General features: G+C 45.5%; 19 protein-coding genes, 2 pseudogenes and 1 riboswitch. Of the genes and pseudogenes, 5 read left to right on the forward strand and 16 right to left on the reverse strand.

The window, feature by feature from the left end; translation table 11 throughout:
- The first annotated feature begins 71 nt into the window (after positions 1-71).
- Together QYF49_RS13705 and QYF49_RS13710 are read left to right on the forward strand one after the other, a co-directional pair.
- On the forward strand, positions 72-647 hold the full coding sequence (locus QYF49_RS13705) for a hypothetical protein (protein ID WP_290400132.1): 576 nt from the start codon (positions 72-74) through the stop codon (positions 645-647).
- A 280-nt stretch (positions 648-927) separates the two neighbouring features.
- On the forward strand, positions 928-1,203 hold the full coding sequence (locus QYF49_RS13710; RefSeq protein ID WP_290400133.1) for a hypothetical protein: 276 nt from the start codon (positions 928-930) through the stop codon (positions 1,201-1,203).
- On the opposite strand, the pseudogene QYF49_RS25785 reads toward QYF49_RS13710, so the two are convergent.
- From QYF49_RS25785 to QYF49_RS13730, 3 genes and pseudogenes are all read right to left on the reverse strand, one after another.
- A pseudogene (locus tag QYF49_RS25785) lies at positions 1,193-1,802 on the reverse strand (hydrolase). The gene QYF49_RS13710 and the pseudogene QYF49_RS25785 sit on opposite strands and share 11 nt — an antisense overlap.
- Before the next feature lie 3 nt (positions 1,803-1,805).
- Positions 1,806-2,651, reverse strand: a complete 846-nt coding sequence (locus QYF49_RS13725; protein ID WP_290400454.1) for a 1,4-dihydroxy-6-naphtoate synthase — start codon at positions 2,649-2,651, stop codon at positions 1,806-1,808.
- Between the two features lie 9 nt (positions 2,652-2,660).
- On the reverse strand, positions 2,661-3,308 hold the full coding sequence (locus QYF49_RS13730) for a futalosine hydrolase (protein WP_290400136.1): 648 nt from the start codon (positions 3,306-3,308) through the stop codon (positions 2,661-2,663).
- Positions 3,309-3,459: 151 nt separating this feature from the next.
- Here QYF49_RS13730 and QYF49_RS13735 point away from each other — a divergent pair, with 151 nt between their 5' ends.
- A complete protein-coding gene (locus tag QYF49_RS13735; protein WP_290400137.1) occupies positions 3,460-4,326 on the forward strand; it encodes an MBL fold metallo-hydrolase in 867 nt (288 codons plus the stop codon).
- 12 nt (positions 4,327-4,338) lie between these two features.
- Here the strand turns inward: QYF49_RS13735 and QYF49_RS13740 are convergent, their stop codons facing one another.
- The 8 genes and pseudogenes from QYF49_RS13740 to QYF49_RS13775 all read right to left on the reverse strand — a co-directional run bounded on the left by QYF49_RS13740 (position 4,339) and on the right by QYF49_RS13775 (position 11,453).
- On the reverse strand, positions 4,339-5,553 hold the full coding sequence (locus QYF49_RS13740; RefSeq protein ID WP_290400138.1) for an MFS transporter: 1,215 nt from the start codon (positions 5,551-5,553) through the stop codon (positions 4,339-4,341).
- The gene (locus tag QYF49_RS13745) at positions 5,550-6,587 is read right to left on the reverse strand and encodes an ArsR/SmtB family transcription factor (RefSeq protein WP_290400139.1); all 1,038 of its coding nucleotides are present in this window, start codon (positions 6,585-6,587) and stop codon (positions 5,550-5,552) included. The genes QYF49_RS13740 and QYF49_RS13745 overlap by 4 nt, the downstream gene beginning before the upstream one ends.
- 131 nt (positions 6,588-6,718) lie before the next feature.
- Positions 6,719-8,468 (reverse strand): annotated as a pseudogene (locus QYF49_RS13750) (alkaline phosphatase D family protein).
- Between the two features lie 333 nt (positions 8,469-8,801).
- Positions 8,802-9,533 carry a twin-arginine translocase subunit TatC gene (gene tatC, locus QYF49_RS13755; protein WP_290400455.1) on the reverse strand — a complete coding sequence of 244 codons (732 nt, stop codon included), beginning with the start codon at positions 9,531-9,533 and terminating at the stop codon, positions 8,802-8,804.
- Between the two features lie 72 nt (positions 9,534-9,605).
- Positions 9,606-9,788, reverse strand: coding sequence for a twin-arginine translocase TatA/TatE family subunit (locus tag QYF49_RS13760; RefSeq protein ID WP_290400140.1), 183 nt, complete (start codon positions 9,786-9,788; stop codon positions 9,606-9,608).
- A 179-nt stretch (positions 9,789-9,967) separates the two neighbouring features.
- Complete coding sequence (locus QYF49_RS13765; protein WP_290400141.1) at positions 9,968-10,603, reverse strand: DUF1345 domain-containing protein; 636 nt, start codon at positions 10,601-10,603, stop codon at positions 9,968-9,970.
- 132 nt (positions 10,604-10,735) lie between these two features.
- Complete coding sequence (locus QYF49_RS13770) at positions 10,736-11,200, reverse strand: DinB family protein (protein ID WP_290400142.1); 465 nt, start codon at positions 11,198-11,200, stop codon at positions 10,736-10,738.
- 64 nt (positions 11,201-11,264) lie between these two features.
- Positions 11,265-11,453, reverse strand: a complete 189-nt coding sequence (locus QYF49_RS13775) for a hypothetical protein (protein WP_290400143.1) — start codon at positions 11,451-11,453, stop codon at positions 11,265-11,267.
- A gap of 183 nt (positions 11,454-11,636) precedes the next feature.
- A riboswitch (SAM riboswitch) is annotated at positions 11,637-11,751 on the forward strand.
- 121 nt (positions 11,752-11,872) lie between these two features.
- Here QYF49_RS13775 and QYF49_RS13780 point away from each other — a divergent pair.
- A complete protein-coding gene (locus QYF49_RS13780; protein ID WP_290400144.1) occupies positions 11,873-12,706 on the forward strand; it encodes a MetQ/NlpA family ABC transporter substrate-binding protein in 834 nt (277 codons plus the stop codon).
- A gap of 174 nt (positions 12,707-12,880) precedes the next feature.
- Here the strand turns inward: QYF49_RS13780 and QYF49_RS13785 are convergent, their stop codons facing one another.
- Both QYF49_RS13785 and QYF49_RS13790 read right to left on the reverse strand, forming a co-directional pair.
- Positions 12,881-13,315: an NUDIX hydrolase gene (locus tag QYF49_RS13785; RefSeq protein ID WP_290400145.1), complete on the reverse strand. Its 435-nt coding sequence runs from the start codon at positions 13,313-13,315 to the stop codon at positions 12,881-12,883.
- Between the two features lie 144 nt (positions 13,316-13,459).
- Positions 13,460-13,972, reverse strand: a complete 513-nt coding sequence (locus tag QYF49_RS13790; RefSeq protein ID WP_290400146.1) for a PIG-L family deacetylase — start codon at positions 13,970-13,972, stop codon at positions 13,460-13,462.
- 150 nt (positions 13,973-14,122) lie between these two features.
- On the opposite strand from QYF49_RS13790, the gene QYF49_RS13795 reads away from it, so the two are divergent.
- Positions 14,123-14,863, forward strand: a complete 741-nt coding sequence (locus QYF49_RS13795; protein WP_290400147.1) for a YqjF family protein — start codon at positions 14,123-14,125, stop codon at positions 14,861-14,863.
- Between the two features lie 52 nt (positions 14,864-14,915).
- On the opposite strand, the gene QYF49_RS13800 is transcribed toward QYF49_RS13795, so the two are convergent.
- The 3 genes from QYF49_RS13800 to QYF49_RS13810 form a co-directional block, all read right to left on the reverse strand.
- Positions 14,916-15,758, reverse strand: a complete 843-nt coding sequence (locus QYF49_RS13800; protein WP_290400148.1) for a manganese catalase — start codon at positions 15,756-15,758, stop codon at positions 14,916-14,918.
- Positions 15,759-15,903: 145 nt separating this feature from the next.
- On the reverse strand, positions 15,904-17,571 hold the full coding sequence (locus QYF49_RS13805; protein ID WP_290400149.1) for a ribonuclease J: 1,668 nt from the start codon (positions 17,569-17,571) through the stop codon (positions 15,904-15,906).
- Positions 17,572-17,720: 149 nt separating this feature from the next.
- The gene (locus QYF49_RS13810; protein ID WP_290400150.1) at positions 17,721-18,581 is read right to left on the reverse strand and encodes a manganese catalase family protein; all 861 of its coding nucleotides are present in this window, start codon (positions 18,579-18,581) and stop codon (positions 17,721-17,723) included.
- Between the last annotated feature and the right edge of the window lie 11 nt (positions 18,582-18,592).

An 18,592-nucleotide genomic window follows, 5' to 3' on the forward strand; every position in this document is an offset into this window, starting at 1 on the left:
GGAATGCATCCTCCTTTTGTGACTATATTGTAATATCACAACGGAATGTGAATCATGCAGGGGAGGTTTTTATGTGCTTTTTTAAGAGAATGGACCCCCTTGTTCAAAGGGCAGCCAATTCTTTTCAGAACCGTTTTTCTAAAACCGCTTTACTCGTTCTCGTTTCCATTGCTTCTGCGATCACTGCACTCATACAATCTGCGGGTGGTACCCTGCCAGCGGTCGGACTCATCATCAGCCCCTTTTCCACCCTGCCTGTTGTTCTGATCACCATCATTTCTCCGCTGCTTGGGATCTACACCTTCTTTTTAACAGGCCTTCTCCTATTTCTCGTACAGCCTAGTGAACTATTGATTTTTCTTTTTACAACCGGTCTTCTTGGAGTAGGACTTGGTCACGGCTTTACCTTTTTTCAAAGACGTATCTTGATTGCATCCATCGGATCCCTTTCTCTTTTTCCTGGAATCTGCATCATGCTTCTCGGATTTCAATTTCCTCTATTCGGACCCGAGTTCCAAAGTACCTCCAGCTTTTATTTTTGGCTGTCCCTCTTTCTTTTTTCGTGTGGGTACAGCTTGGTTTGGGTGGAAATCACATTCCTTATTTTAAAAAAATATGTGAGCAGGCGGCTGAGGTCTAAACCTTAAAAATTCTCCAGATCACCCCGGTGGAAGCATCCGGCCCAAACGCCCTTCTGCTGCCGCCTCGATCCTGTGGCCTTCTTTCACGGCAATATCCCCTGGAGTGATCTTCCTTTCGCGCTCCATAGCCTCTCGCTCCTACTCTCGTAGTACAGTATGGATATTCATCCCGTTCAGGCCTTATTCTCGAACGATTGATCTTTCTTCATGATCTCCTCACAATTACATATTTTTCTTTCCCCTTCTCATACTAAGAGCAGGTATGTCAGTTGGGGGGGAAAAGCGAATGGCGTCATTTTGGAAAAAATCTAAAAGATTGTCTTCTCAAGCGCCTACCGAGGGGTTGCGCAAGATGAATCGGCCTGTTTTTCCAACATCGAGCAGCCTCAATGAGAATAAAGAAAAAATATTAGATTACCTGGATCACTCTCAAGACATCGGCAAAAGAGAGCTGACCTTTCAGGGCAAAAGTGCACTGTTGGTCTTCTACGTACCGCTCATGGATTCAGTTAAGCTGCCAACGGTAAAGGCAAGAATTGATTATAGAGGAATCACCAATTAAAAAAAGAAGGACGAACTGCGTCCTTCCTTCTTTTTAGTTCACTTTGCGTATTTGTTAAAAATTCATCGGTTGTCCTTACCTTGCCGATTTTCGGAAAAATAAAGCGGCAGGATGCGTCATGCTCTTCCTGGCTGAATGAAACCATCGCGTCTGTTATAAAAACTTGGTTGTATCCAAACTGGAAGGCTTCTCTCGCCGTACTTTCCACCCCGATGTTTGTAGCAATTCCGCAAAGCACGATTGTGTCAATTCCGCGGCGTCTGAGCTGAAGATCAAGATCCGTACCGAAAAAAGCTCCCATTGGCGCTTTGTTACGACATAATCGTCTTTTGCAACACCAAGCTCAGGTGCAAACTCAGCCCAGTCCGCAGGCCGTTCAGAAGAAGCCGCAGGCTGGTCAGTCGCAGGTTTCAAAGCATCTTTTCCATCATGAAACTCTACGTTCACGAACGAAATAAACCTTCATTTTGGCGGAACCGCTTGACCAGTTCGGCAGCTTTCGCCACTACCTCTGGTCCACCAGGAATTGGACGATCCCTTTTTGAAGATCGATAAGGACGAAAGGCGGTTTTTTGAAAATCGATGTGCAGTGAATCCATACGTTAGTCCTCCTTTTTGAGAAGTGCAGAATAATCCCTTTCCGGCACGAGACCCTCATTTGCCGCGCGAGTCAGCAAAGAAATGATGGCTTCATAGCCTTTTTCTCCCAAATCAGAGGTAAATTCATTCACATAAAGGTTGATGTGCTGCTGTGCTACATCGAGTGATAGTTCGCTCGCATGCTGCATGACATATTCTTTTGAGGCCTCAGGAAATTCCCACGCATAAGCGACGGAAGAACGAATCCATTTGGTGATGGACTTCGTATCCAGGGACTTGCGCACAATAATCGCACCTAGCGGAATTGGCAATCCAGTATCCTCTTCCCACCAGTTGCCCATATCGGCCAACAGGTTTAAGCCGTAATTTTGATAAGTAAAGCGTGCCTCATGAATGACAAGCCCAGCATCGATTTTTCCTTCTTTAACCGCCGGCATGATTTGGTCAAACGGCATCACAACCGTTTCTCCGATTCCACCGGGTACATTTTGTGCTGCCCACAAGCGGAACAACAAGTAAGCTGTGGACCGTTCACTCGGCACGGCAACCTTTTTCCCAGACAGCATGCCCGGGCTTACATCACCGTCATGATTCACAAGAACAAGCGGGCCGCAGCCTCGCCCGAGTGCTCCTCCACAAGGAATCAAGTCATAATGGTCCAGCACCCAGGGTAGAGCAGCATATGAAATCTTCAGGATCTCTGGCCCTTCCTGACGGGCAGCCAGCCGATTTGTTATATCAATGTCAGCATAGGTCACTTCAAATTCCGGGGTGCCTGGCACCATTCCATGGACCAATGCGTGAAACACGAACGTATCATTTGGACATGGTGAAAAGGCGATGCTCATTTTACTCATCTATAATACCTCCATAAAAACTTTACTTGCAGATTCAAGGGATTGCAGCGCATCTTTTATCCGCCATGCTTCTCGGTCACGGGGACCAACCGCATTGGAGATCGCCCGGATTTCAAGCACCGGGAGATTATACTCCTGTGCCGCGCAGGCCACTCCGTATCCCTCCATAGCTTCAGCCGCTGCTTCAGGCTCACGCACCATTAATTCTACCGTCGTTTCTTCGGTGCCTGTCACCTTTGAAAGGGTAAGAATAGGTGCTCTCTGAACGTCCTGGCCATCCCTGGACAGTGCCGATGAAATGGCGTGTACTAAGCCCTCATCGACCTCTATCCTGGTCGAAGAGCCAATTCCCAGCTCGTCCATGCTCAGGAATCCTTCAGGAGATTCAGCCCCTAAATCAGCACAGACGATTTCACTGGCGATCACCAATGAACCAATATCAGCTCTGCCGGAAAAACCGCCCGCAATCCCTGCATTTATCACGAGTTCATATGTATTGGCCGTTAATGCCTTCATTGTATTGATCGCTGCTGCTACAGGGCCAACACCAGCGAGTACGACATCCACTCGATCATCCTTCAATCCCCGAAGAACGGCTTCCTTTTCCGCCTGCACCGACGTCATAATCAGTATCCGCCCGTTTTTCATGTACCTTCCTCCTGTTCCCTATTTCAAAGTTAGCATTTATCCTTCTGTTATTTCCACTTTCATGCTCTGGGCAAATTGGATGTCCGCATAAATTATACCGTATGGATAACCCTATACGAGTAGAGAAAAAATGGAACGGAGGATTTTGAATATGGATCAAGTGGAAGGCAGTGCTTCTACCAATAAATACATTCCTGTCAGTTCAGTGACTTCGGGCGAAGGAATAGAACTGGCACCGGATATCTATAGCTTTACCAATCAGATCGTTAATCTTTGTTTTATCGGAAACCCTGAAAATGACCAAGGCTGGGTGCTCGTTGATGCGGGTATGCCTGATTCAGCTGAAAAGATCATCCATGAGGCCGAAGATCGCTTTGGAAAAGGGGCACGTCCGAAAGCGATCATACTCACACATGCCCATTTTGATCATATCGGCGGCATCATTGGCCTGTTGAACAAGTGGGAAGTCCCTGTCTATGCCCACCGGTTTGAACTGCCTTATGTCACTGGTGAAAAAGATTATCCAAAGCCTGATTCTTCTGTGGAAGGCGGGATGGTCGCAAAAATGTCCTTTTTGTTTCCTCACGAGTCCATTAATCTCGATCAACGGGTAACCGCTCTCCCCGAAGACGGGTCCATACCCGAAATGCCAGGATGGCGCTGGGTTCATACACCGGGCCATACCGAAGGCCATATTGCACTGTTTAGGGATTCCGACCGGGCATTGATCGCCGGAGATGCGTTTATTACTGTAAAGCAGGAGGATCTATACAGCGTCATTACACAGCAACTGGAGATCAGCGGACCGCCCCGTTATTTTACCCCCGACTGGATGACAGCCTGGAAATCGGTGAAGACACTGGAGGCCTTGCACCCCTCATTAGCGGTAACAGGACATGGTCGCCCGGTTAAGGGGGAATGGCTCTCTGAAAACCTCGCAAAACTGGCCCGGGACTTTGAAGAGATTGCCATTCCCGACTATGGAAAATATGTTGATGGTCAAAATGCGGAACAATAATAAACAGGCGCATTAGCCTGTTTTTTTTTTATGTAAGGAATGAATTCTCCCGTTTTCCCTAATCAGAAAAAATAAACCGGGCAGAACAATGACCGCTCCGATGATCATAAAGGTCTGGCGTGCGGAAAGCTGAAGGAACGCCGACGAAGCAAACAAGATACCCAAGGGCATCGTCGCTCTCATGAACAGCAATCGTACAGCACTTAACTGGGCCAATCGCTCACGGGGAGCCTCTGTCTGGAATCTGGCCGCACTTTGGGCATTGAACAGCGGGAATACAAGGCCTCCAAACAACTCGCACATCCACGCCACAGGGATGGAGGTCACCACAAAGAGAAGCAAGAAGGATAGCCCTCCCCCAACAAGCCCGGCATACATTGTCCATGGTGATTTTGGTATTCGCTTTAATAGCAAGGTTCCTATGGCATATCCGACTGGAAAAGCTCCTGAGAAAACACCATACTCCCACCGCTCACCGTTAAGATCACCCCGTATGAATGGAACACTTAATACCATGGCAGCTCCAACCGCAAACTGTACACTAGATGAAAGAAGACTCAATTTAAGGAGGTCCGGATACTGAAAGAAGGTCCTGTACCCCACCTTCAGCTCTGACCACCAGAACTTTTTGCTCCACACAGCGGTTTTCCTCGACCCAACTGCCGGAATGCGGGAAAGAGCAATAAAGCTGACAAAAAACATGAAGGACGACAACGCGTAAATCACTGGGATAGGACTGAACGCGAGCAATAATGACGTGAAGCCAGGCGCAAGAAAACTCATAAGCCGGACTGTCCCATCGAGCAGTCCATTTGCTTGCGCCAACTTCTCTTCCCTGCAGATGTCAGGCAAAAGAGAAAACGACAGACTGGCGTAAATCGGCTGCATCAAACCTAAACAGCATTGCAGGACCACCAGTCCAACAATGGTCATCATAGGCGAATCGAGCAGCGATCCGGCCAGCGGCAGCAAGTACGCACCCATGCGGATGAGCTGAACGTTCCGGAGCACTTTCTCTTTCATCACATGATTAAAAAAAGGGGCACAGATTCCCTGAAGCGCCAGAGAAGGAAGAAAGTAAACGAGCCACAAGGCTCCCATCCATTCCTTAGAGCCTGTCAGTTCATAAAGAAGCAAGCCGTTGACGATCCCCCCTGCTGCTCCTCCGAATTCAGACACAAGCTCACCGGCCCAGAGCGCTTTGAACGGCCTTGAGCAGCTTTTCATTCTTCTTTTCCTAAATACTGGGTTAATTTTTTCGAAAACGACTGGATTTGTTTCACATTTGCCGAATAGATTCCCTTTTCAGCACTAACGAACTTTGCCGCTTTTAAAAGGGAAAGCTGATGATGAAGCGTCGTTTTTGACATGTGAAACTGCCCGCTCAATTCCTGCAGAGATAATGGACCTATCTGCAGCTGAAAAAGGAGTTTCAATCGAAGCTCGTCTCCAAGCGCTTTATGCCCCCGGATCAGATCGCTGGAAGGTACCCCTGGCTCAGCAAAATATTCTTCATTTACCGGGTAAAAGAACAGCATGGTGTCAGGCGTCCGCAATTGCAGAACCCATGGACGGTAAGAAACATGGGGGACAAGCTTAATATTCCAGACAGATGGCTCGGGAACATACTTCACTCCGCCTGTTATACGTTCGATCTCCTCCAAAGGAGCATCCAGCTTCACGGTTTGTTTCGTTTCATGAGCCAGTGCCTGCATCCATTTCTCCCAAAAAGGCTGAGTACTGATAAAGCCCTGCCACTCTTCCATCACCGTTATCATCAGCAAACTTAGCTCACCGCATGATTTTTCTCCAAGCAATCGAACATAGTCTTCCAAGTAATCGTGTCCTTTAAAGTACGCCGCATATTCTGTAAATCGGTTCTTCTGGTGAACATGAAGCGGGATCTCTTTTCGAGAGGCTTCGGCATCCCTGTTTTTATAAGGCAAAAGCGTTTCATAAAAGGCTTCCTCTGTCATAGCCTGCAATTGATTCGAGAATTCCTGAATGGTTCCTGCGTTCCATCGGTTTTGAAGAAGAAGCATGGCGTACCACAGGTTCGTTTCCTGAATAGCTTCAAGATGCTCCAGAAGCGAACGGTTCATTTCCCCTTTCCATTGCTTCCACTCCTCGTCCAAATCAAAGGAATGCCTTAATTGAGCGTAAGTGTAACCGGCAATACCTAGTATGACTTCCCATACAGATGAAGACTCAATGACGACATGGGTGTTGTCAGCGGGCTGTGCAGATAAAAGGTGTTTCATGGCGTTCCATCCCCTTTCTATTGATTCACTATTTATATTCTAAATACAAAGAACGGTATTTTCAATATATTTCGAATATTAATTCAAAAGAAACACAAAAGCGCCTTTACACTTTTGTGTTTATCAGTCCATTATTGTTTTACTTTTTCCTTGATTTGTCCCATCTGTTTATTATGTGCATGGGTATGAGCCGTAAAACGGTCTTCCTCTACCTGTTCAGAAATCTTAAGCCCTTGTGGGACAGCGGAAGCTGAAACCCTTTTCAGCCCCATCTGATCTTTTTGGTACACATAGGACGCTCTTGTAGATACAGCGGCACCCGGCTCTGTGACAAAAGGAACAACCCGATAGTCCGCCTGCCATTGTACAGGTGTCACCTTACAGCGAACATACCCTCGGTAGTCGTTAAAGAATTTGATATGCGGATTTTGTTCCAAAATATGATCAGTATCCTTTCGCTTATCAGCTCCATTTCCACCAGAAGTGATGGAAGTTCCAACAAATTCAGCACCGAAGATCGGCGACTTCGGATTATTAAAATCCGTATGCAGGTTGGACGCCCAGCTGGCGTGAACATCACCGGTTAATACAATCAAGTTGTTCATATTTTTTCCTTTTACAAAATCCATGACCCGCTGGCGCTGAGCCGGATAGCCATCCCAGGAATCCATGCTGTAGACAGGAGCACTGCTTGTCCCAAAGTTCCATTGTGCAAAGAAGATCTGCTGTGCAAGTACATTCCAATGAGCCTTGGAAGTGCTCAGATTGTTAAAGAGCCAGCTTTCCTGCTCCTGACCCATCAGTGTGCGGCGAGGATCCAATGATTCAGGCGACTGTGGTTTGTTTCCGTCTCCGTTGGCTTGATCCGATCGGTACTGGCGTGTGTCGAGTACATTGAAGGAAGCAAGGTTTCCGTACGTGAAATTTCGGTATAAACGCATGTCCGGACCGTTCGGAAGCGATGTTTTACGGAGAGGCATATGTTCATAATAGGCTTGGTATGCGGCTGCACGCCGGATGATAAAGGCTTCCACAGATTGTCCTTTTTCAGGAATTTTGTCCGCATAGTTATTTTCAACCTCATGATCATCCCAAGTGACGACCCATGGGAAAGCAGCGTGAGCAGCCTTCAGGTTCGCATCAGACCGATACTGCGCATGGCGGTTACGGTAATCATCCAGAGACATGATCTCTGCACTGCTGTGTGTGCGGACATTTCCCGTTGCCGAGACATACTCGTTCGGTCCATACTCATAAATATAATCACCAAGATGGAACACAAGGTCCAGATCCTCCTCCGCCATATGCTTATAGGCGGTGTAGAATCCGTGTTCATACTGCTGGCAGGACGCAAAGGCAAACTTTAAATTCTTTCACGGCGGAGCCAGCAGCCGGCAAGGTCTTTGTTCTGCCGATCGGACTAAATTCATAGCCGGACTTAAAACGATAATAATAGACTTGATCAGGTTTCAATCCGCTTACTTCAACATGTACAGAGTGTGCGAGGTCAGGCCTTGCCAGCTCAGTTCCGTGCTGAACGATATGGCGGAAACGCTCATCTCTGGCAATCTCCCATTTTACTGGGACAGCTTCCCCCGGCATCCCGCCCCCATTCAGAGGTTCCGGAGCAAGTCGCGTCCACAGCACAACACCATCAGGCAGCGGATCACCTGAGGCCACTCCCAGGGTAAAAGGATAGCTTTGAAACTTTGGAGCCGCATTAACTTCAAACCCTCCGATGGACTGTGCGAGCACCATACCTAGAGATAACCCCGCGATTTTGCCGGTCCCTTTAAGAAAGCTTCGACGATCAAACTTCTTGTCCTGATTCTCATCGGTCAATTTCTTAATCCAATCTTCCATATGCCTCTCATCTGCCATACGAATTCCCCTCTCATTGTAAAAAGTAGCTTACGAGGCCATTTTAAAACCTGTTTGTGAATCTACCGTTAAGGTATGTAAATGCCAGTTTTTCAAAAAGGCCTTTTTTCTCAGGACTTTTATCATCCCCAAGATCTATTATCAACAGCAACCGGTGATTGAAAGGATAAACTTAACAAACACGGGACTTTCGCCCGGGTAAAATTTAATAACCTCTTTAAAAAAAAAACAGAGTGCGAGCAGCACTCCATTTTTAGATTGGCGCGTATTTTGGAAAGACTGGATCATCAAATGAAGAGATCCGCGCGTATTTCAACCCAATTGGCGCGTATCTCACGAAGGTTTTCTAAGTTCCACTACGTTATCTTCCTGTTTCGCAAGCTTTTTACGGTAAACAATCTTGGATAACGTGATGCTGAACTCATACAGAACCAAAAGCGGAATCGTGACCAGAAAATCGGACATGAAATCTGGCGGCGTAATCAGAATGGCGATCAGTACTAAAACAAAATAAGCGATCCTCCGTGCTTTTGACAGAACTTGTGGATTTACGAGTCCGACTGAAGTCAGGAACATAACAACGAGAGGAATCTCGAACAAAAAGCCAAACGGCAAAGTAAGATTTATCATAAACCGGAAATATTTCTCTGATGTGAAGAAGGTCTGAAACTGCCCATGTGACAAAGAAAGCAGAAAATCCAGCACCATCGGATAAACAACGAAGTAACCGAAAGCAAGGCCGGCGATAAACAACAGGAATAAAGCCGGTATGTAGGACAATGTGGTCTTCGCTTCATGTTTAGAGAGAGCCGGCTTCACAAACATCCAGATTTGGTGCGCGGCCACCGGAATCGTCAATGCAATGGAGATGACACCGGATATCATAAAATACACCCACAGAATATCACTTGGGCCCAGAACCGCGAGCTTCTCATCCAGATCCCTGATCAGCCAGTGATAGATATCCTGGACATAAATAAAAGAAACGATGAAAAATAAAGCAAATGTTCCCAAGGTAATAATCATCCGTTTTCGAAGCTCACTCAGATGATCCACTAGCAGCATATCTACATCCTTCAAAGTTTTCACCTCACCGAATAAGAGAAAGGAGATGACGACGGCCATCCCCTTCTTCTATTATTTTTGTTCTGCTCTTTCTTCCTTTTCGTCCGGACTCATCAAATCTTTGGCAGAGTTCTTAAATTCCCTGAGTGTGCTGCCAAACGCCCGTCCGATCTCAGGAAGCTTGGAGGGCCCGAAGATGATTAACGCAATCACTAACATGATAACCAAGCCAGGTATACCGATATTTTGAAACATTGCATTTCCTCCTTAAGGTTCGATGCCCTTACGATTATCGTTCATCTCCTACCATAAAGAAGTTTTGTTGAGAAACTGTGAAGAAAAATTTAACATTTGATAAATTTAATAGGCTAGTCAATAAAAGTTGGTTTTCGTGGAGTGTGATGGAACCGGCTAGTGGAGGCAACCGCCGTCCCTTAAACCATATTAATCGCCCGTGCCGACACTACGACAAGCGTAACCAGTGATATCATCGATTGTGTCATCATCAGAAGTTTCGCCCGCCGGGAATATACAGCTGTATCCGCCGGGCTGAAGGCGACACTTGTATTGAACGCTACAAATAAATAATCAAGAAAATTCGGCTTCCATCCTTCCCACTCAGGAAAAGACGAAGTCATCTGGGGAAAAACAATTTCCGGTTTCCCTGGATTTTCGGAATTTCTTCGTATGGGACCACCTTGGTCAATCTCCCAGTACCATATGGAAAAAATGAGCACATTCGCCGACCATAGAAGAGCGGCGCATTGAAACAGTTCAGATGCGCTCGGTTTACCAAAAAATAAAGAACTTACCAAATCCACCATACTGCTCATCAGAGCGAACGTTAAAAATAGAACCCGAAGGATGGTAAACTTCCTTGACCATAAATCATGTTCGGAGCTAACCGCGAAAAGTAAAGGAATATAAAGAATAAAGGCTATACAATAGACCGGCCAGTTCGGGCCGATTGTCACCGAATTGGATAGAAGTTTAAAAAGGATTCCGATGATGACGATCGCAACATCAGACGGCCATCGGTAGTCTTTGTGCTTACTCATTTTCCATTTCATAAAGACCGCCAACTTAAAAAAGGTAGTCAATATACAAAGACCTGCTTGTCCTCATATACCGCCACCTTATACTATGTCATCGAAAATAGAACGGTGATTCCGGCAACCTGTCATTCATTCGGGTATCCGGCTTTATTCAAAAAGCGGTATTTTCGGATCTCTGCCATTGATAACCAGTACCGTCTGAAGCTGGCCACGATGGTGGTAGATATGACCAAGGATTTCCAGCATCCATTCGTATCTTGAATAGGAAACACCCCACCAGGAGGTCGTGACGGCTGACCATTCTTCAGTCGAAAAACGCGCCGTATTATCTTTTAAAAAGGCAAAATGAGCAAGCAGCGTCTCCTTTATCTCCTTTTTGGTCTGCGGCTGGTGCCTTTCATAGAACTCCTCCATCTCCTGCCGGGTGGCCTCATTCATGATCAGGAAATCCGCTTGGCAGATCACTGCCAGATGGGCCAGCAGTTCCCGTACCGTCCTTTTCTTCTCTCCCAGTGAAAGTTCCAAGTCACTTTCATTTAAAAACTCCAAGATTTGAACAATCGACTGGTTGGTGATCTCAAGCTGATGCATAATTGGCTTTACGAATTCCATGAAATCTCCTTTCTGTCTTCACGATAAACAAAAAAACCCTCGATTAAGGGTTTCATAGTGAAAATTAAACGCCTGTGCGACGATGCTGGTTGTTCGCCTTTTTCGTCTGCTGGCTTTTCATTGGTTTCGTTGATTTAACTGGGTTGGTGGAAAGCTTCCCACCGGCTTGATGCTGCTTTTTTTCAGCCAGCTTTTGCTTGATCGCTTCCTGATAGCTCAGCTTTTTAGGCTGCCCGTTCGTTTCAGATGACATATATCCTACCTCCTTATGCCGTGTAGATCATATTGTAATGATATCGTCTTCTGCACGTTTTGTCTGCAATTTTTTTACACATGAACAGTCCGTTTTCGGTGCATCGACAAGTCTTCTAGGAAAAAAGTCATTGACAATGATTTGAAACCCTGCCATAATATGAAGTAATTTGATATGAGTACACTCTTATTAAGAGCAGGTGGAGGGAATTAGCCCTATGAAGCCCGGCAACCATTCATGCTGAATAGCCAGCATGAAAACGGTGCTAAATCTAACAGCGAAAGCTGAGAGATGAGAGGTCAGCGGATTTATACTGAAGCCCTCTGTCTCTCTTTGAAGACAGGGGGCTTTTAGTTCGACTCCACGCTCTCCAAGGCAGTGTAGGTTTATCAAAAAAATACATGGGGGTTGGGGAACCAATGAGATTAAAAAAATGGGGATTATTATTACTGGGAGCACTGATTGCAGCAGCATTAACGGCATGCGGATCATCAAGCACGAGCGGCGATGGGAAAAATCCGGAAAAATTGACCGTCGGCGCCTCAAATGTACCACACGCCGTCATATTAAAAGAGGCCGTTCCGTTGCTGAAGAAAAAAGGAATTGATCTGAAGATTGTTAAGTTCCAGGATTATGTTCTGCCAAACAAAGCACTCTTCAATAAAGAGATCGATGCAAACTACTTCCAGCACATTCCTTACCTGGAACAGCAATTAAAAGAAAACCCTAAGTATAAATTTGAAAACGCCGGAGCGATCCACATCGAACCAATGGGCGTTTACTCTAAAAAATACAAATCGCTAAAAGAATTGCCAGACGGTGCAAAAGTCATCCTTAGCAATTCCGTTGCTGAGCATGGCCGTATCCTTTCAATCTTTGAAAAAGCTGGCTTGATCAAGTTGAAGGCTGGGGTCGGCTACAAAGCACAGTTGAAAGACATCGTTGAAAATCCGAAGCATCTGAAATTCAAAGCAGACATCGAGCCAGCTCTTTTAACAAAAGCCTACCAATATAACGAAGGTGACGCGATCGTCATCAACACGAACTATGCGATTGATGCAGGACTCAATCCGAAGAAGGATTCCATCGAGCTCGAAGGAACAGATTCTCCGTTTGCCAACATCATCACTGTTCGTAAAGGCGACAAAGACAAAAAAGCAGTCAAGACCCTCGTTGAAGTGCTTCATTCCAAACAGATCCAATCATTTATTGAAAAAGAATACAAAGGCGCTGTACTTCCGGTGTCCGAATAAGAAAAAATGCCTGGAGAATAATCTCCAGGCATTTTTCGTTTTGACGTGTTTGGCACGTAAAACGGGAAAAGTGGACTGTAAATGTTGAAAAGCCGCATGTAACTCCCGAAAAGTGGATCGTAAACCATAAAAACCGGCTTGTAAATCAACTGGTCCTTCAAGGAAAACGCATTTTTAGCCGGACACCGTTCCACGATGATCATATGCGATTGAAACGTTGGCTTTGATCCTTTCTTTAACCCCATCCGGCAGATACAAATACGGCTCTGCTGCCTCATGATTCATCCATGCTACTTCCTCGATCTCATCGGGACTCAGGATCCCCATTTCACCCCCAATGATTTTTCCGAGGAACGTAAAGAAAATCACATGATGTCCTCTTTCTTCAAAGAAGGCTTCAGATACTCCAAATAAATGTTGCAGCTCAACCTCCAGACCCGTTTCTTCTCTTACTTCACGGATCGCACCTTGTTCAAGTGTCTCCCCCTCTTCCACAGCTCCCCCTGGGAGTGTGTAGTAGGATTCTTTTTCTCCGTAGTTTTTAACCATTAGAATATTTTCTGACTCTTCATCCCATAACAGCACATAGACGACATCAACTCTCTTCATTTCATGCTCTCCTCTAAGCGTTTTCTTCTTATTTCTTCTCCACGATCAGAAAACCTCTTTTTGTCATCAAATGACCATTGATGTTCAGGGCCGAAAATAAAAAGAACTTCCCTGTACGGAAAGTTCTTTTATAGCACCCGCCACTTAATTCACCTTAACCGTGCGCGCGATCGCAATGAGGCTCAACAGCTGTTCTATGGCCGGTTTTTGGCTTTTGTACACGTCAAGAAGCTCCAGTTTACGCTTAAGGATATCTACTTGTAATAGTTCCTTGACGTTAAAATCAAACATATAGAGATTTTCCTTTACTATTTTATGCATGATCTCCGCTACTGCCTTGTGTTCAGGATGTCCATATTCTCCATACAGGTTATGGGTTACAATTTTTTTATAATCCCGTTCATTAACCACTCTTGAAAGGTCTTCCTCCAGTTTTGGGCGGTTCACGTGCTCCGTCCAGGCATCTTTATAATTCCACATCTCATATTCTGCTCCAACGAGTTGCATAGCCCGTTCAAACTCTTGCCGCCTTTCCTCATTATCTCCATCCGTTACACATACTACTTTCCAGCCTTCTTCTTGGATCAATTCATCTCCGCCGAAGAATAGTTCATCATCCGGATGAGCAACGACCATTAGTTTATTGGTTTCTGCCATGATTTATTTCTGCCTCCTGCATGATATCACGTAATATCTAGTTATCCGTTTCCCTTTCACGGCTGCCATTAAACTTGCTCACTCTATGAATGCAATAGGTGCTTTGAGGGAATAAACCTAGTATATTTCACAACGCAGGGAGGCTCCCCCATGAAACCTGAATCCATATTAAAGCATACTGAACACCGGCCATTCCCTCTTCCCAGAGGACCATGGTTCATGACCCAGACATGGAATCATGTATTGTTTGCTCACTGGCCACTACCTGTTGAGGCTCTCCAAAATCACATCCCCTCTTGTCTGGATATTGACACGTATGAGGAGACGGCATGGATCGGAATACTGCCATTTTTTATCGATCAATTCCATGCCAGGTTTCTGCCGCCAATACCGCGGGCAAGTTCTTTCCCGGAGTTGAATGTGAGGACCTATGTGAAATACAGAGGCATCCCTGGCATCTATTTTTTCAGTTTAGATGCCGCACAACTTCTTGCTGTGAAGGGAGCCAGAACTTTCTTTCATCTGCCTTACTTCTATGCTGAAATGGAGCTGGATCGAGTGGACAGAAAGAACATCATTTTCACAAGCAAAAGAGAAGGCGGCGGTTCCGAAATACTTTTACACTATCGGCCTGTATCGAGACCATTTGCATGCAAAAAAGATACGCTGGAGTATTGGCTGACTGAGCGATACCGGCTATACACAACACATAAAAAAAGTTTATATTTTCAAGACATCCACCATCTTCAGTGGCCCCTTCAAAGAGCAGCTGCGAGTTTCCGAAAAAATTCGGCGATTTCTGGTATCGAATTACCGTCTGTCAGCCCCATTTTGCATTACGCGGATTCCCAAAAGGTATTATTTTGGCCAATGCACCGAATTCGGAAGTGATGGTCACAAATCAAAAAGAACCGCTCCAAATACAGAGCGGTTCAAAGTATTTCTATTTTCGTTTCAATAATTCTTTATCCAGGTCATGGTGCACTTCCGAAGCAGGAACAGTTGGATTTGGTATATTTCCTTCAGGATCGGGATCCGCATAATATTTAAAATCCCCGGTTCCGTCCGGTGCGCTGCCTGTCGCCCACAGGCCTTCAGCTGATTGTTCGCCCTCAGATAAGTTCCAGAACTTGTAGGCTTCTTCCTGTGCTTCCATTTCCGCTTCTGGCGGGAAGGTTGCTGGTACAACAACACCATTCTTCTCTTCCAATTCTGCGATCGCTGCCATCCATTGATATTGGTGATAACGGTCTCGTGCAAGCATCTTTCTGAATGTTGCTCGGACCCCTTCGTCAGTGGTCATGTGGTACAATCGCGCAACCTGAAGGCGACCCTGGCTTTCAGCATGCAGGTTAGAACGCATGTCGGCAAGCAAGTTTCCGCTCGCAACGATATACCCTGCATTCCATGGCACTCCATTGGAGTTGGTTGGCAGCCCGCCAAGTCCGCTGACGAGCAGATGCTGTGGATTTATTCCGCCCATGATCGCCGCCATATGAGGATCTTTCGCTGCTTCCGCCTGGTCTGCAGGAGATGCCCCATCCATTAATTGGCTGATCAAAGCACATAACATCTCGACATGGCCAATCTCCTCCGTACCGATATCCATCAGCATGTCCTTATATTTTTCTTCTCCCCTACAGTTAAAACCTTGAAAGAGATACTGCATCATGACGGTCATCTCACCAAACTGTCCGCCTAGAACCTCCTGTACCTGGCGTGCCAGCATGGGATCAGGACAGTCGACCTTTACTTCGAACTGAAGTTCTTTTTGGTGCCTAAACATTTTGCTCCTCCTTTATAGGTTTCTTACTCTCTTCTTCTTCCCCAATATGAACTGGAACAAAACACCATTTTTCTCTTAAAAAAAGAAAATGATCCGCAACATATTGGATCATTTTCAGAAAGCACCCCTAAGCTGCCCGTGAAGTTTAAACCTCAATAATAATAGGCAGGATCATCGGCCTCTTCTTTGTCTCTTTAAACAAATAGTGACCCAATTTTTCTTTAACCTCTTTCTTCAGAACGTTCCATTGATGATGGTTTTGTATTAATAGGGAATTAACGGTTTTTGCGGCGATCTGATTAATCTCCTTCAACAGTTCTTCCGACTCCCTCACGTATATAAAGCCCCTGGTGATGGTATCCGGTCCCGTAACGATTCTGCCCTCTGTTTTGCTGATTCCTATAACAATGATCAGCATTCCGTCGGCGGACAATTTCTGCCTGTCTCTTAATATGATATTTCCTGTACTTCCTATGCCCAAGCCATCAATGTAGATGTTACCTGCAGGAATCGTCCGGGTCTGGGACGCCTGTCCATCTTTTAAATCGAGAACATCACCGTTTTTTAAAATGAACATGTTTTGTGGATCAATGCCAATGGATCCTGCTAACTGACAATGATGATGCAGCATCCTGTACTCTCCATGTATAGGAACAAAATATTTTGGCTTCATTAAGGTAAGCATAAGCCGCAGCTCTTCTTGATAGGCATGTCCGGACACATGCATCCCTGTAGAACTTCCTGACCCATAGATGACTTTTGCTCCCAAATGGAACAAGTTATCAATAATGCGGGAGACCCCTCTTTCATTACCCGGTATGGGCGAAGATGAAAAGATGACCGTATCACCGGGCAGCACTTCAACATCGCGGTAACTGGAATTTGCAATTCTTGATAAAGCAGCCATTGGTTCTCCCTGGCTTCCCGTACAAAGAATGGCTACCTGTTCGGGTGAATAGAAGTTCATACTCTTTGGTTCGATCAACATGTTTTCTGGAACCTCGAGGTAGCCTTGATCGATGGCAACAGACACTACATTCACCATACTTCGTCCCAGAAGAGCAACTTTTCGGTTCGTAAAATGAGCCGCATTGATCACCTGCTGCACACGATTCACATTTGATGCAAATGTAGAGACAAAGACCTTCCCGCGAGCTTGAATGAAAGCTTCCATCAAATGCTCACCAACGATACGTTCGGAAGGGGTAAAACCTGGTTTTTCAGCATTTGTACTCTCAGATAAAAGCGCCAGCACTCCCCTGCTTCCGATTTGGGCCATTTTATGAAGGTCAGGAGGCTGATTATTGATCGGTATTAGATCAAATTTAAAATCTCCTGTATGAACAACACAACCCTCAGGAGTATCGAATACCATGCCTACACAATCAGGGATACTATGGTTGGTTTTAAAAAATGAAACATGAATATATTCGAAATCCAGCTTCGTCTCTGAATCAATTTCCACAAGGGATGCTTCCGCTAAAAGATTGTGCTCCTTTAACTTGATTTCGATTAACCCGAGGGTCAAACGCGATCCATAAACGGGGAGATTTAGTTTTTTTAAAAGATAGGGTATGCCGCCGATATGATCCTCGTGTCCATGGGTCACCAGTAAACCCCGGATTTTATCCTTGTTATCTTGAAGATATGTAATATCAGGAATGATCCCATCTACACCTAATAAGCTCTCATCGGGAAACTTAATTCCACAATCAATGATGAGGATTTCGTCTGAGTACTGGATCGCGTACATGTTCTTGCCAATTTCATTTAATCCGCCTAATGCAAAGATAGAAAGCTGCTCACTTTTCACTGATTTCCCATCCTCCTTCAATTGAGCATCTGGCTCCAACTAAAGCATTCTCAATCTGCCTTTTTTTTATGCTGGGTCAGTTCATGAGATATATGTGAAATAGAAAAAGCCCGCAGCGCCGTCTTACCGACCATCCGCAGGCTCAATCGTTATCTGTTCATATCACTGATTCCAGGACTGTGCTCATTTGGCATTTCGGGAAGGACAGGTACCGGAAATCCTTTTGGAGGATCGGTCACTTTCAATTCACCAGCATTGCGGCTCGGTGACTGGCCTTGGAAAATCTCACCCATCCTGGTCTGATCCAATCTGAAATTAAACTGAGCATTGTGGAAGCCCATATCCACATATTTTTTGCATTCAGGGTACTTATTAATATCATAATTCGGTACAGGGAAAAGTTTCCCCCAATCGACACCAAGCGTCTCTAAGGCTTTTGCAAACGCATTTTGGTGAGCATTGTCCCTTACGATCAGAAACGCGAGGGTTTCACGGAAGGCTTTATTCGTACTCATCTCATAGATCCTCGATTTCTGAAGTACTCCTGTTGATTCAAGAACGAGGTTATCCAAAAGATCGCTGATGAGGTTTCCATGACAATAAACCCAAGAACCGTTCCAAGGATTTTCAGCAGCATCTTCCGGAACGGAGCTCTGTGCCCCTATAATAAAGTGATGGGGGTTGCTGTTCACACCCAAAACCGCTTCATCTAAAGGTGCCCCATCTGCTCCTGCATTACCAACGCCAGAATCCCCAGCTCCATTTAATAACTGGTTGATAGTATGCTGAACAAGCTCAACGTGGCTGATTTCTTCTAAAAATACACCCCGAAGCAAATCACGGTATTGAAGGGCGTTTCCCCGGAAGTTGGAGCCTTGGAAGAAATATTGCATCATGGTCCGCATTTCCCCAAACCTGCCTCCTAATATTTCCTGCAGAACTTTAGCTGCTGCAGGATCCGGTTTATCCACCTCAATGATGTTGATCAGATCCTCTTTATAAAAATACATCGGGCAAGCCC

Source organism: Fictibacillus terranigra (genome assembly GCF_030412265.1).
Classification (GTDB): Bacteria; Bacillota; Bacilli; order Bacillales; family Fictibacillaceae; genus Fictibacillus_C; species Fictibacillus_C terrinigri.